This window comes from Pleomorphomonas sp. PLEO (assembly GCF_041320595.1).
In the GTDB taxonomy this organism is placed as follows: Bacteria; Pseudomonadota; Alphaproteobacteria; order Rhizobiales; family Pleomorphomonadaceae; genus Pleomorphomonas.
On the sequence record NZ_CP166625.1, the window covers coordinates 3,007,714 to 3,021,240 of the forward strand.

The window sequence follows — 13,527 nt, forward strand, 5'->3', positions numbered from 1 at the left end:
GCGCTGGGTTAGCGAAAGATGCCCTCGGCATCTGTGCTCACGGGCGGCTACTGGCCGTCATCCTTCCTGTCGCCGATCGGTACCGTTGATGTTTTTCCCGACGCCGGGCTCCGGCTTTCGCGCCAGCGCTCTCCGCTGGGCTGTCTTGCTCTCGGCATCCGCGGCAATCAGTGTCGTATTCGAGGTTTTCCATCTCCCGGCGGCGCTGCTGCTTGGGCCGATGCTGGCGGCGATCCTTCTTGGCGTCAACGGCAGAGCGGTGGCGATGCCTAAACCGGCCTTCATGATGGCGCAGGGGGTGGTTGGCACGCTGATGGCGCGGGCGATGCCGCCCACTGTGCTTGGTGAAATCCTTGCTGCGTGGCCAGTGATCCTGATCGGCGTGGCGTCGGTCGTCCTGACTGCCAATGTGATCGGTTATGCGCTGGCCCGTTTCCGCGTGTTACCCGGCACGACCGCCGTCTGGGGCGCTTCGCCGGGAGCGGCCACCGCCATGGTGATCATGGCCGAGGCCTATGGCGGCGACACACGCCTCGTCGCCGTCATGCAATATCTGCGGGTCTTGATCGTTGCTACCAGCGCGTCGTTGGCGGCGCGGTTCTACCTCGACATGACGATCTCAGGTGGCACGGCGGCCGCCTGGTTCCCTCCGGTTCATTGGGCAAACTTAGCCGGAACGCTGGCGGTGATCGGTATCGGTCTTGCTGTTTCGCGTATCTTTCGCCTAACCACCGGCGCGATGATTCTGCCGATGCTGTTCGCCATCGGCCTGCAGGGAGCGGGTGTGCTCACCGTCGAGTTGCCGCCCGTGCTGCTCGCGGTCTCCTATGCGGTCTGCGGCTGGGCGATCGGTAGCCGGTTCAATCGGGAGATCATCGCCTACGCGGCGCGTGCGCTGCCGACCATTCTTCTCGCCATCGTCGTGCTGGTCGCCATCTGCGCCATCTATGCCTGCGTCTTGGCGTCGGTGACCGGTGTCGACTTCCTGACGGCTTATCTAGCCACCTCGCCGGGTGGCGCCGATTCGGTGGCGATCATCGCCGCGTCGAGCAATGTCGACATGTCCTTTGTCATGGCCATGCAGACCATGCGCTTCTTCATGGTGCTATTCACCGGGCCGGCTACGGCCCGCTTCATCGCCAACCGGGTCAGGTGCTAACCCACTCCTTGCGGCCAATGATGACGGCGCGCGCCGCCGCGAGGCGGGCGATCGGCAGGCGAAACGGCGAGCAGGAGACATAGGCGAGGCCCGCCTCTTCGCAGAAGGCGATGGACGCCGGATCGCCGCCGTGTTCGCCGCACATGCCAAGACCGATATCGGGCCGCGACTTCCGCCCGCGCTCGATGGCGATACGGATCAGCTCGCCGACGCCGTCACGGTCGATGGTGATGAACGGATCGCGCGCCAGCACGCCCTTCTGCAGATAGGTCGGCAGGAACGACGCAGCGTCGTCGCGGCTGATGCCGAAGGTGGTCTGCGTGAGGTCGTTGGTGCCGAACGAGAAAAAGGCGGCCGACTGCGCGATGTCCTCGGCCATCAGCGCGGCGCGCGGCAGCTCGATCATCGTGCCGACCTGGTAATTCACCGGTAGCCCCACCGCTTCGGACACCTCGATGGCGACGCGAGCGATGATCGCCTTGACGTAATCGAGCTCCTTGCGGGCGGCAACCAGCGGTACCATGATTTCCGGCACGATCGGCCGGCCGAGTTTTTCCCCGCGGCGATCGCGGCCTCGAAGATGGCGCGGGCTTGCACTTCGGCGATTTCCGGGAAGGAAACGGCGAGGCGGCAGCCGCGATGGCCAAGCATCGGATTATATTCTTCGAGATTGGCGATGCGGCGGCGCAATACGTCCGGTGCCACACCGGCTGTCACGGCCAGCTCGGCCACCTCGCGTTCGGTGCGCGGCAAGAATTCGTGCAATGGCGGGTCGAGCAGGCGGATGCACACCGGCCGACCTTCCATGATCTCGAACAACTCGGCAAAATCCTGCCGCTGCATCGGCAGGATCTTTTCGAGCGCGGCACGGCGGCTCTCGGGCGTCTCGGCAAGAATCATCTCGCGCACGGCGGAAATGCGCGAGTGTTCGAAGAACATGTGCTCGGTGCGGCAAAGGCCGATGCCTTCCGCGCCGAACTGACGGGCGATGCGCGCTTCGGTCGGCGTCTCGGCGTTGGCACGGACCTCGAGGCGGCGAACCGCGTCGGCCCATGTCATGATTTCGGCGAAGGGTCCGGATAGTTCCGGCTCCTTCATCGGCACGCGGCCGGCCATGACCTGGCCGGACGAGCCGTCGATGGTGATAACGTCGCCGGCGCGCAGTTCGCGCTTGCCGATGGTGATGGTGCCGGCCACCGGGTCGGCCTTGAGGGAGCTGACGCCGACTACGCAGGGTTTGCCAAGGCCACGGGCGATGACGGCGGCGTGCGAGGTCATTCCGCCACGCGCCGTGACGACGCCGATCGCCGAATGCATGCCATGCACGTCGTCCGGGCTGGTCTCGGCTCGGACGAGAATGACCTTGATGCCGCGCTGGCGAGCCTTTTCGGCTTGCTCGGAATTGAAGGCGATCTCGCCGACGGCGGCGCCGGGAGAGGCGGGCAGGCCGGTTGCCAGAATCTCGCGTGGCGCGTCGGCCTCAATGGTGGGATGCAGGAGTTGCTCCAGCGAGGACGGATCGATGCGCTCGATCGCCTCTTCGCGGCTGATCAGGCCCTCGTTGGCCATGTCGACGGCAACTTTGAGCGCCGCCTCGACGGTGCGGCGACCAGAGCGCGTCTGCAGCATCCACAGTTTGCCACGCTCGATGGTGAACTCGATATCCTGGATGTCCTTGAAATGCCGCTCGAGCTGCTGGCAGTAGCCGATGAACTCGCCGTAGGTCTCGGGCATCATCGCTTCGAGAGACGGGCGGTCGGAGCGGCTGGCGAGCCGAGCCGCCTCGGTAATATCCTGCGGCGTCCTGAGGCCGGCAACAACCTCTTCGCCCTGGGCATTCAGCAGAAATTCGCCGTAGAGCTGTGGTTCGCCGGTGGATGGATTACGGGTGAAGGCGACACCGGTTGCCGAGCGTTCGTCCATGTTGCCGAATACCATGGCCTGGACGTTGACGGCGGTGCCGGAGTTCGACGAAATGCCGTGCAGTTTGCGGAAGGTGACGGCGCGGCTGTTGCCCCATGATCCGAGCACGGCGCTGATGGCGCCCCAAAGCTGTTCAAGGGGATCGAGCGGGAACGGCTTGCCGGTCTCGTCAGCGATCAACTCCTTGAAGCTGGCGATCACCTTGCGCCACTCGTCGGCGTTGAGTTCCGTATCGTTGAAGTAGCCTTCGCGCTCCTTCAGGTCGTCAAGGATCTCCTCGAAGGCTTGCGCATCGACGCCCATCACGACGTCGCCGAACATCTGGATGAAGCGCTGGTAGCTGTCGAGCGCAAAGCGAGCGTCGCCCGATTCGGCGGCCAGCGCCTCGACGGTAACGTCGTTGAGCCCGAGGTTGAGCACGGTGTCCATCATGCCTGGCATGGCGGCGAGCGCGCCCGAGCGCACCGAGACCAGAAGCGGTCGTTCCGGGTGACCAAACGAGCGGCCCGTACGCCGGCTGAGAAGCTCGATCGCCGCGTTTACCTGCCTCTTGAGATCCGCCGGATAGCGCCGATCGTCAGCATAATAGTGCCGGCATACCTCGGTTGTGATGGTGAATCCGGGCGGGACGGGCAGGCCGAGGCTAGCCATTTCCGCGAGATTGGCGCCTTTGGTGCCGAGAAGATGCCGGAGCCGGATGCCGCCATCCGCCACACCGTCGCCGAAGCTGTAGACCCACGTCGGCATGCTGCCGCTTTCCAGTTGCGTATCGCGAGTATCCATGAATTGCCTATAACACGGAAACCCAGCGTGTAGGTCCGTTGAGACACTCAATCGTTTCGCCGTCGCAGCTTACGGCGCCTGCTCGATCTCAAGGGCGAAAGGCGTGCCCTCGAAGGCGTCGGCACCGCGGCCAATGGCATCGATCGCCGCCACCATCCGGCCCTCGCGGCCGAGCAGCCGGTCGGCGATCTCCACTATGCGGCGGTTAGGGGTCGCCGAAGGCGCCCGCTCGCGCAGCAGGGTGGCGAGGGCGGCTTCGTCACGCCACGGATTCAGCGCCGAGACCAGCGTGTAGGCGGCGGCGGTCGAGCGCGAAATACCGGCAAAGCAGTGGACGACGAGCGGCGTGGTCCGGTCCCAGTCGTTCACCCATTCCAGCATCTCAGCCACGTGTCTCTCGCCGGGCGGCGTCATGCCATCGACCGTTTCCACAATGTCATGCATGGCCAGGAAGAGATGGTTCTGATGGCTGATCGTCGCCGGCAGACGCATTGGGGTCCCGGCGTTGATCAGCGTAATGACGTGACGGGCGCCGGTGAGCGCCACCGTTTCTTCAAGCTTGGTGAGGGAACAGACGTGGATGGTCGTCGCGGTCATCGCTGGCTTTCGAGTTGTTGGAATCGGTTGATGAAGGCTTCCTCCGCGGAGACGGTCGGCAGCGGGTCGAGGCCGAGCAGCGGTCCGGCCGGGGTCTGACGGCCAATGCCACGGGGAACGCCGAAGATACGCTTTGCCTCGTCGGCGGTGAAGCCGGCAAGTTCCACCGCCTCGAAATAGGCGGACATCAAGTCTGCCTTCTTGGCGAGCTTCTTGAGGCGTTCCGTATCGTATTTCTCCAGCCCGAAGCGGCGGTGGATGGCGTCGGCAAGGCGCTTCTCGACCACCTTGTAATCGCCACCCATCACGGCCTTGAACGGCGAGATCATGTCGCCGATCACATATTCCGGGGCGTCGTGCAGCAAGACGATAAGGCGCTGACAAACGGTGAGTTCCGGCTCGAGCAGCCCGGCGATGTCCTCGACGATCAGGCAGTGCTGGGCCACGGAAAACGCATGGTCGCCGATGGTCTGGCCGTTCCATCGGGCGACGCGGGCAAGCCCGTGGGCGATGTCGGTTATTTCGACATCGAGCGGCGAGGGGTCGAGGAGGTCGAGCCGCCGTCCCGACAGCATGCGCTGCCAGGCACGGGGCGGCGAGCCGGCTTTGTCGGCCATGGATATCAGTCGCCCGGTTTGGATGGGTCCTGTTTTGCGATGTCGGGCCAGCCGTAGTCGGCCCAGGCGGGAAGCGCAACCGAAACCGGCACACCTTCCACCGTGATGGGCTCGCCCGCCGTCACCGCGTCTCGCACACGGTCGAGCCTCAGGATGGCTATGCCGCGTGACCCGCTTGCCGAACCAAGGTGGCCGGCAACCCGGCCACCGATCAGGATCTCGGTGCCGGCCGGCGGCAGGTCGGTTTCGGCCGAAACCACGACCGGTCGGCGGCGGGCGGTGCCGCGATAGCGCATACGACTTACGATTTCCTGGCCGACGTAGCAGCCCTTGTCGAAGTCGACGCCATGCAGGCTGTCCATGGCGAGATCGTGCGGAAAGGCGTCGAGCAGCGGCAGGTCGGTACCGGCTTCCGGAATGCCCAGCGAAACGCGATGCGCCTGCCAGGTTGCTTCGTCAGCGTTGGTGACGACGGCCCCTTCCAAAGCGTAGAGGCGCCAGCCGAGGTCGGGATGGCGAGGATCCTGCGCAATCAGGCCCGTCGCGACCGGTGGCGTACCTGTGCCGGCGTAGACGACCAGCGACGAGGCCTCAATCGTCACATTGGCTCGGAGCTTGAACATTGTCAGGCGCTTGCGGAGCTCGGAGGCGCCAGCGGCCGGCGCGTCGAGCAGAAATCCGCCACTTTCCTGCCGGACAACGAGAAAATCCGAGATGATCTTGCCCTGCGGGGTCAAGAGCGCGCCGAAGGCGGCGGTTCGTCCGTCGGCGGCATCGGTATTCTGTGTAATCATGCGGTCGAGAAAATCGGAGGCATCTGGACCGACGACTTCAACGAGGCTACGGCTTTCGAGGCGGCAGAGGAAGGAATCGGCCATGGTTGGATCTTTCCGTTCGTGTCGGCGCGTGATCGCTACGTAGTTTTCGATTGGTAGCTGGCTGCCGGGATAGAGGCAAGCTTGCCGCCACTGCCAACGATGATTCCGGTCCGACGCCGCGTCGGCCAGACTTTGATCAAGGAGGACGTCGACATAGCGGGTACCGGCATCGACGAAAAGAAGCCGCATGGCCGAACGCGCTGGTGGAAACGTGCCATCCGGTTCGCGGTGATTCTGCTCGTCGTTCTCAGCGTGGCGACTGCTTTTCTTGCCTGGCGTCTATTGCAGGGGCCGCTGTTCCTGCCATTCCTGGCCAGCCGGATCGAGTCGATCATGGCGGCTGACGCGGATGGCGCTCGCATCACCATCGGCCTGGTCGGCATCGAGATTGCCGACGATCTCAATCCCCAACTCGTCATTCGTGACATCCGTCTGGAGCGGCCGAACGATCTCGTGGTGTCGATCAACGAGGTCCGCATCGCCGCGCGTTGGCCTAAGCCGACCGCCAACATTGTTCCCATCGACGGTGTGATGCTGGACCATGTTCTGATCAGCGATGTCGGACCGGAATCAAAGCTGCCACCGCTCGACCGCGTGATCATGGGGGTGCGCCAGGCGGTCGAGGAAAACGGTTTGCGTTTCTTCGAGGTACGCTCTTTCGGCTTCGGCATCGAGCGACCGGGGAAGGCGCGGCGCGACATCGTGTCCGACATTTCCGTGACCGGTGGTGTCAAGGATGGTCGCGTCATCGAGGCGCAAGCGATCGGTCTGGGAGCAAATGGTGCCGTTTCGGTGCGGCTCAACGCCGATTTGCCACCACCGGGCGTCCCGATTGTCGTCAAAGCCGAGACGCGCGGCTTCGACCTCGCCGACTTCGCCTCCGCTGCCGGGCGCGACGATCTCAACCTGTCGGGCTCTATTGGGGCGACGGGCTCGGTGACCGTGGATAGCCAAAAGGGAATCACCGCCGGCGGCTGGCAGCTGATCCTCGGCCCTTCGCTGCGTTTTGGCGATAGCGAGCTGGACGCGCTTGCCGGGCAGGTGCGCCTTGATTTCAGCTGGAATCCCGAGAAGCGGGCAATATCCTTAAATCCATCGCCGATCGTGCTCACCAACGGCTATCTGCTTGCCCATGGCGAAGTGGTGCCATCCAGCCGGACCCGCCCGCTCTGGACCTTCGATGTCGAACTCGAGGGGCAGGACGTGCTGAGCGGTATTCGCACGACCGAAGGGCGGATTGCCGGCAGCTACGATTCGAAGGCTGCGCTGCTCATCATGGACGACATGCATGTCGAGGGCGCTGGTATCAGCTTCACGGCGGCGGTCCGAGCGTCGCACAAAGACGGAAGCTCCTTCGCCGTCTTGTCGGGTGTATCTCCCCGCCTGCCGGCCGCTGCCCTGAAGCTGCTCTGGCCGACGACGGTCGCCCCCGAGGTTCGCGACTGGATCGGCAAGAATATCCATTCGGGTCTGGTTTCCAACGCTACCGTGGATATCTCCGTGCGGGGCGACCAGATGGCGGGCGGGAGCATCGTTCCGGATGCAACCATAGCCTTTGATTTCTCCGAAGGCGTCTTCACACCGTTCGACGACGCCCCGCTGATCCGTGACGCCATCGGGCACGGCAAGCTGTCCGGCAATCGCTTCGAGATCACCGTCGACAGCGGCTGGGTTGATTTGGGCGACGGACGGCGCCTGGAAGTGGGGCCGTCCAGCTTTGTCGTGCCGGTCATCGACGCCAAAGTGCCGGACGCCGAAGTCGGGGTCCGACTATCCGGCCCGGCAGCGGCTGGAATCGCTCTGTGGAATCGCCTGCAGTTGGCTGGGCCGGCTGATTTTTCCCCCAATCCCGCCGACGTGGCCGGCGACCTGAAGGCCGATCTCTCGATCCGCCTGCCGCTCGCCGACGATATAGCCGACACCGACATCGTCACGAATGGCCGGATCGATCTCACGGATTTCGATCCCGGCGTGCCCATCAATGGCCGGACGATCACGCGGGGCAATTTTGCGATCGAGCTCAGTGACGGTGCGGCGCATATCAGCGGCAAGGCATTGATCGATGGCACTCAGGCCGATGTCTTCCTGACCCAGCCCCTGTCCGGCGAGGGAAAGGCGCAGTCCGTGGTGAGGCTCGATCTCGACGCCGCTGCCGCCAAGGCCTATGGCGTCGATCTCGGCGACATGCTCAAGGGGGTCGTTTCCGTTGAAATGACCGACAACGGACAGTCGCGTCGCGTCTCGGCCAACCTAGCCAAGGCAGAGATCAATCTGCCGCTGGTTGGATTCCGCAAATCGGCGGGCAAGCCGGGGACGCTGACTTTCGATATGGCGACTCGGCCAAGTGGTACGGCCATCACCAACCTCGCCCTGAAAGCCGGGGGGGCGGAGGTCGAGGGCCAGATAAACCTCGATGGCGGCGGCGGCTTTGCTGGCGCCAATCTCACGAAGTTCAATTTCTCGGCCACCGATCGTCTGGCGCTCAAGGCATCGGCGGGCGATGGTGGTCTCAAGGTTGCCATCACCGGTTCCCGACTCGACGCGAGTGCGTTGGTCGACAGCCTTCTTCGTCGGACCACGGGCACCGGCATTCCTAGCGACTTGTCGCTCAATCTTTCCGCCACCATTGCCAATGTATCCGGCGAAGGCGGCGAGCAACTCGATGGGCTCAATCTGTCGTCGGCCATATCGGGAGGACAGATCGACAATCTGTCGCTGACGGTGCAGACGTCTGGCGGCGGCTCAGCGTCGGCAACGCTGCAACCTGGCGCGCAGGGACGGGATCTCAAAGTCGAGGCCGGTGAAGTCGGACGCCTTCTGCGCTTCCTTGGTGTCTATCGGCGCGTTTATGGCGGCCGCGCCACGCTCGTCGGTACGATCGATGACAACGGCATCATGTCGGCCAGCATTGATGGCAGCCGCTGGAAGGTGGTGGAGGAGCCGGCATTGGCGCAGCTTTCCACGGCTTCTCGCGATGGCCCCACCGAGGGCTTGTCGACGGCAGATATTGGCCGACTGATCTTCGACGTAAAGTTCGGAAACGGCATGCTGTCGATCGGCGAGGGCTTCATCCGAACCGGGACGGCCGGTCTCACTATGGCCGGCGACGTCGATTTTTCGAAGAACGCCCTGCGCCTTGCCGGCAGCTATCTGCCAGCCAGCCAACTCGACAGCGTGTTGGCAGCCATTCCGCTGCTCGGGCAGACGATCTTTGCCGGCGGGGGACGTTCCGGTCTGCTCGGCGTTTCCTATCGTCTCAACGGGCCGATCGATGCTCCATCACTGTCGGTCAATCCGCTGTCGGCCATCGCGCCGGGAATCTTCCGGCGTTTGTTCGAGCTGAAATAATCGCACCCGTCATGGTCTGGCGGCGACGGCCGTCAACACGACGGTCGTTGGCGCGCGGGGGCGTTCTCTGCCGGGGATGCCGCGCGAACCTTCGCCGCCAACCATGGTCCAACCTGTCCGCCGATCCGGAAGCGACAAATGCGACGATAGACTTTCTGATAGTTGGCATTGCCAATAGTTCGGATGAGCGCGCGCCGACTTGATGCTAGGTTGATTTTTATGACTGCGAGGCCGTTTGCGGGGGGAACGCAAATGGCCATCGGGTTCGAGGGGGCGCGTGGCTCCTCTCCGCCGGGGCATCAATGCTTGGACGATGTGAAGCGCTGCACGACCTTGCTGAATGACCCAACCATGGATCGGCCGTCATGTTCGCCTTGTTGATTTTGCAAATTGCCGCCTTCTCGCTGTTTCCGCTTTATTTCACGACGCTTTCGGGCCCGGTGCGGCAGGTTCATTTCTATGTCTATATTTCCCTTGTTCTGCTGATCGGCGGATTTATGGGGAATATATACTCTCTACCAGTCGCCGATGGAATCGTCGTCTCCGGCGGTAATCTTTGTTACGGCGCCTTCATGATGACGTCGGTCATGTTCGTGTGGATTGAAAGAAATGCCTTCATCCTGCGCCACTTGGTTCGGCTGGTCTTTGTGGTCGATGTCTTCAATATTATCGTTTCCTTCCTGACGGAATCTATCTTGCAGGCCAATGGGGTCATCAACCCGCATGGCGTCCCCACGGCGCTGTTCGAGGTCTCGACGTCGTTGATCGCGCTCGGGGGCGTTCTCATCGTCGCCGAACTCCTGCTTCTGTTGTACATCTTCGAGTTCACGAAGAAGAAAAAGACCACGCTTCCCATTACCGCGGCGATTTACATTCTCTCCTTCGTCCTCGTTCTCGTGCTGGACGGTATCGCATTTCCCTTCATCGCCTTCGGCATCAACGCGCAAATTGCCGCGATCGTCTTTGGCGGGCTTGCCGGAAAGGTTCTGATCGCCGTTGCGTTTGGTGTGCCGCTTGCCTTGTTCGTGCTGTGGAAGCGGCGGGCGTTTGTCGAGTATCTGGAGGCTGATACGGTTCGCTGGCGCCTGCTGATCGCAAGCAGTTCCGCGCTGATCAAGGAAATGGCCAGGAAGGACCAGGACGTTCGGCGTGGTGATGTCGTTTTCAAGAACTCGACCGAAGGCCTCGCCATTGTCGGGCATACCGGCGCCATGCTGAAAGCCAATGGCGCCTTTCAGCGCATGTTGGGCATTGGCGACGGTGTCGCCCATCCCTATCCGGCCAGTTTGACAGACGCGTTCTGGGGCGATGGCCAGCCCCTTCCGCTGCCGCACAACCCCAAGGGAACATGGCGCCGGGAAGTCACGTTCGGACCGGACAAGTGCCGGCCGGGCATTCTCTCGATCACGTCAGCCGGGGAGGATGCGGAGGGCGGCGAAACCTACGTTTATTCGTTGATCGATATCACCGAGCAGAAGAGTGCCCAGGACAGGCTGGAATATCTTGCTTCGCGTGACCAACTGACCGGTCTTGCCAACCGTCGCGTTCTCGATCAGCGCCTGTTCAGTCTGCGCGATAAGGCCTTCGCGCTGGTCATCGTCGATCTCGACCACTTCAAGGACGTGAACGACAGTTTCGGGCATGGCGCTGGCGATCGAGTTCTTCAGGTGGTTGCCAGCCGTCTGGATGCCATCCAGAGGGAGTGCCTAAAGCCGGATGACATATTGTGCCGCATCGGCGGCGATGAATTCGCGTTTTTGATCCGTTCGGACGATGGCGTCTTCATCGAAAGCGTTCTTGAAAAAATCCAGAAGACGCTCGGTCAGACCGTTCGGATCGACGATAACCTGGAAGTGTTCTCCTCCGCTACGCTGGGCGTCAGCTACAAGCCTCAGGCGGGTGGTCATGACGCCCTTTTGGAGGCGGACTCGGCTCTCTACGAGGCCAAGCGCAACAGGCGCGGGTCCGTCGGCATCTACGAAGACAGGTTGACCGCTGAGAGCCAGAAGAAGATGAGGCTGGGCGTGAAATTGAAAAACGCGTTGGCGAACAACGTGCTTCAAGTTCACTACCAACCACAGTTCGACGCGGTGAGTCACAAGCTGTGCGGCGTCGAGGCCCTGGCGCGCTGGACCGATCCCGAGCTGGGCGTGGTGCCGCCGAGCGATTTCATACCGGTGGCGGAGGGAACAAGCCTTATCGAGGCGGTCGGGGAATATGTCCTTGAGAGAGCCTGTCGGGATGCCCAGGAATGGCTTCAGAGCGGGTATGCGCCCATCACGGTTTCCGTCAACATCTCGGCGAGCCAGGTCAGGTTCGGCAGCTTCAAATCCGTCCTGACCAAGACGTTGGCCGAGACGAAGTTCCCCGCCAGCCATCTTCAGATCGAAATCACCGAGTCCTCCTATATCGAGCGCGAGAACGAGGTCACGCCCCTTCTCAAGGACCTGAAAGACATGGGCATCAGCATCGCGATCGACGATTTCGGCACGGGGTATTCATCCTTTTCCTACCTGCGGGAGATGCCGTGGGACTGCATCAAGATCGACCGCAGTTTCATCACCGACATTCCCCGCGACGCCCAACAATGCGGCCTGGCGTCGACGATCATCAAGCTGGCGAAAGTCATGTCTTTCAAGGTGGTGGCGGAGGGCGTCGAGACCCGGGAGCAACTGGATTCCCTTGCCGCCTGGGGATGCGACCTGATCCAGGGCTACTATTTCTCAAAGGCTGTTCCGAAGGAGATCCTCGTCTCCCTGTTGCCCCATCAAAGCGAGAGCCTGGCTCTTTAGCTCCCTAATCTTTAGCCCCCAAATGAGAAACACCCCCGGCGGGGGCCGAGGGTGCTGCTGTTCCGTCTCCCATTGGCCGGGTATTTCGGCTCGGGCAGACTTGGCTATCGCTTCTGGCCGCTCACACAGGCTTCAGCAGCACGTGCTTCTTCTTGCCAAGCGATAGCTTGATGACGCCATCGCCGGTCAGGCTCTGGAGCGTCAGCATTTCCTTGGGATCGGTGACCGTGCGGTCGTTGACCTTGAGGCCACCGCCCTGTGCGGAGCGGCGGGCATCGCCGTTGGAGGCAGCAAGTCCCGCCTGGACGAAGGCAGCGAGAACGCCGACGCCGGCCTCAAGATCGGCCTTGGGCACCTCAATGGTCGGCAGGTCGTCGGTGTGGACGCCTTCCTCGAAGGTGAGGCGCGCCGTTTCGGCCGCGGCGTCCGCGGCTTCGCGACCATGAACGACGGCGGTCGCCTCGGTGGCGAGTACCTTTTTGGCCTCGTTGATCTCGGCGCCGCCGAGCGCGCCCAGCTTGGCAATTTCGCCGAGCGGTAGGCGGGTGAAGATCTTCAGGAATCGGACGACGTCGGCGTCCTCGGTATTGCGGAAATACTGCCAGAAATCATAGGGGCTGAAGAGGTCGCTGTTGAGCCAGACGGCGCCGTTGGCGGTCTTGCCCATCTTCTGCCCCGACGAGGTGGTGAGCAGCGGCGTCGTCAGCGCGTAGAGCTGCGGGCCACCCATGCGGTGACTTAGATCGACGCCGTTGACGATGTTACCCCACTGGTCGGAGCCGCCCATCTGCAGGACAGTGCCATAGCGGCGGTTGAGCTCGACGAAGTCATAGCCCTGCATGATCATGTAGTTGAATTCGAGGAAGGACAGCGACTGCTCGCGGTCGAGGCGCAGCTTGACGCTGTCGAAGGACAGCATGCGGTTGACCGAGAAGAATCGGCCGACATCGCGCAGGAACTCAACGTAGTTGAGCTTCATCAGCCAGTCGGCATTATTGGCCATGATGGCGTCGGTCGGACCGTCGCCGTAGCGCAGGATGCGGGCGTAGACCTTTTTGATGCTCTCGATATTGTCGGCGATGGTCTCCGGCGTCAGCAGCTTGCGCTGATCGTCGCGGAAGGAGGGGTCGCCGACCATCGATGTGCCGCCGCCCATCAGGCTGATAGGCCGGTGACCGGTTTCCTGCAGCCAATGGAGCATGGTGACGGTGATGAGGTTGCCGATGTGGATCGATGTGGCAGTGGCGTCGTAGCCCACATAGGCGGTGATCGGACCCTTCATGCACGCCGCGTCGAGACCCTCGGGGTCCGAGATCTGGTGGATGAAGCCGCGCTCGTCGAGCGTGCGCAGGAAATCCGACTTGAAGCCGCTCATCTTTCTTTACCTTTGGTTTGTTCGCGGACCCGAATTGACGTATCAGTCCGCTGGG

7 protein-coding genes and 1 pseudogene are annotated in these 13,527 nt (G+C 62.7%); 3 read left to right on the top strand and 5 right to left on the bottom strand.

The features are described 5' to 3' along the window. The first annotated feature begins 88 nt into the window (after positions 1-88). Positions 89-1,159 carry an AbrB family transcriptional regulator gene (locus AB6N07_RS13955; protein ID WP_370673695.1) on the top strand — a complete coding sequence of 357 codons (1,071 nt, stop codon included), beginning with the start codon at positions 89-91 and terminating at the stop codon, positions 1,157-1,159. Here AB6N07_RS13955 and ppdK read toward each other — a convergent pair. The 4 genes and pseudogenes from ppdK to AB6N07_RS13975 all read right to left on the bottom strand — a co-directional run bounded on the left by ppdK (position 1,149) and on the right by AB6N07_RS13975 (position 5,957). Further along, a pseudogene (gene ppdK / locus AB6N07_RS13960) lies at positions 1,149-3,829 on the bottom strand (pyruvate, phosphate dikinase). The gene AB6N07_RS13955 and the pseudogene ppdK sit on opposite strands and share 11 nt — an antisense overlap. Before the next feature lie 105 nt (positions 3,830-3,934). Next, complete coding sequence (locus AB6N07_RS13965) at positions 3,935-4,462, bottom strand: tyrosine phosphatase family protein (RefSeq protein WP_370673696.1); 528 nt, start codon at positions 4,460-4,462, stop codon at positions 3,935-3,937. Next, positions 4,459-5,079: a hydrolase gene (locus tag AB6N07_RS13970; protein ID WP_370673697.1), complete on the bottom strand. Its 621-nt coding sequence runs from the start codon at positions 5,077-5,079 to the stop codon at positions 4,459-4,461. The genes AB6N07_RS13965 and AB6N07_RS13970 overlap by 4 nt, the downstream gene beginning before the upstream one ends. 5 nt (positions 5,080-5,084) lie before the next feature. Continuing rightward, the gene (locus tag AB6N07_RS13975) at positions 5,085-5,957 is read right to left on the bottom strand and encodes a folate-binding protein YgfZ (RefSeq protein ID WP_370673698.1); all 873 of its coding nucleotides are present in this window, start codon (positions 5,955-5,957) and stop codon (positions 5,085-5,087) included. Positions 5,958-6,038: 81 nt separating this feature from the next. Between AB6N07_RS13975 and AB6N07_RS13980 the strand changes: the two genes are divergently transcribed. Both AB6N07_RS13980 and AB6N07_RS13985 read left to right on the top strand, forming a co-directional pair. Next, positions 6,039-9,305 carry an AsmA-like C-terminal region-containing protein gene (locus AB6N07_RS13980; protein WP_370673699.1) on the top strand — a complete coding sequence of 1,089 codons (3,267 nt, stop codon included), beginning with the start codon at positions 6,039-6,041 and terminating at the stop codon, positions 9,303-9,305. 365 nt (positions 9,306-9,670) lie between these two features. Then, a complete protein-coding gene (locus AB6N07_RS13985; protein WP_370673700.1) occupies positions 9,671-12,097 on the top strand; it encodes a putative bifunctional diguanylate cyclase/phosphodiesterase in 2,427 nt (808 codons plus the stop codon). A 121-nt stretch (positions 12,098-12,218) separates the two neighbouring features. Here AB6N07_RS13985 and tyrS read toward each other — a convergent pair whose 3' ends face one another. After that, positions 12,219-13,472 carry a tyrosine--tRNA ligase gene (gene tyrS / locus AB6N07_RS13990; protein ID WP_370673701.1) on the bottom strand — a complete coding sequence of 418 codons (1,254 nt, stop codon included), beginning with the start codon at positions 13,470-13,472 and terminating at the stop codon, positions 12,219-12,221. Between the last annotated feature and the right edge of the window lie 55 nt (positions 13,473-13,527).

Coding starts and splice junctions, on each gene's coding strand:
- AB6N07_RS13955 (WP_370673695.1), top strand. CDS start 89: ATGTTTTTCCCGACGCCGGGCTCCGGCTTTCGCGCCAGCGCTCTCCGC.
- AB6N07_RS13965 (WP_370673696.1), bottom strand. CDS start 4,462: ATGACCGCGACGACCATCCACGTCTGTTCCCTCACCAAGCTTGAAGAA.
- AB6N07_RS13970 (WP_370673697.1), bottom strand. CDS start 5,079: ATGGCCGACAAAGCCGGCTCGCCGCCCCGTGCCTGGCAGCGCATGCTG.
- AB6N07_RS13975 (WP_370673698.1), bottom strand. CDS start 5,957: ATGGCCGATTCCTTCCTCTGCCGCCTCGAAAGCCGTAGCCTCGTTGAA.
- AB6N07_RS13985 (WP_370673700.1), top strand. CDS start 9,671: ATGTTCGCCTTGTTGATTTTGCAAATTGCCGCCTTCTCGCTGTTTCCG.
- tyrS (WP_370673701.1), bottom strand. CDS start 13,472: ATGAGCGGCTTCAAGTCGGATTTCCTGCGCACGCTCGACGAGCGCGGC.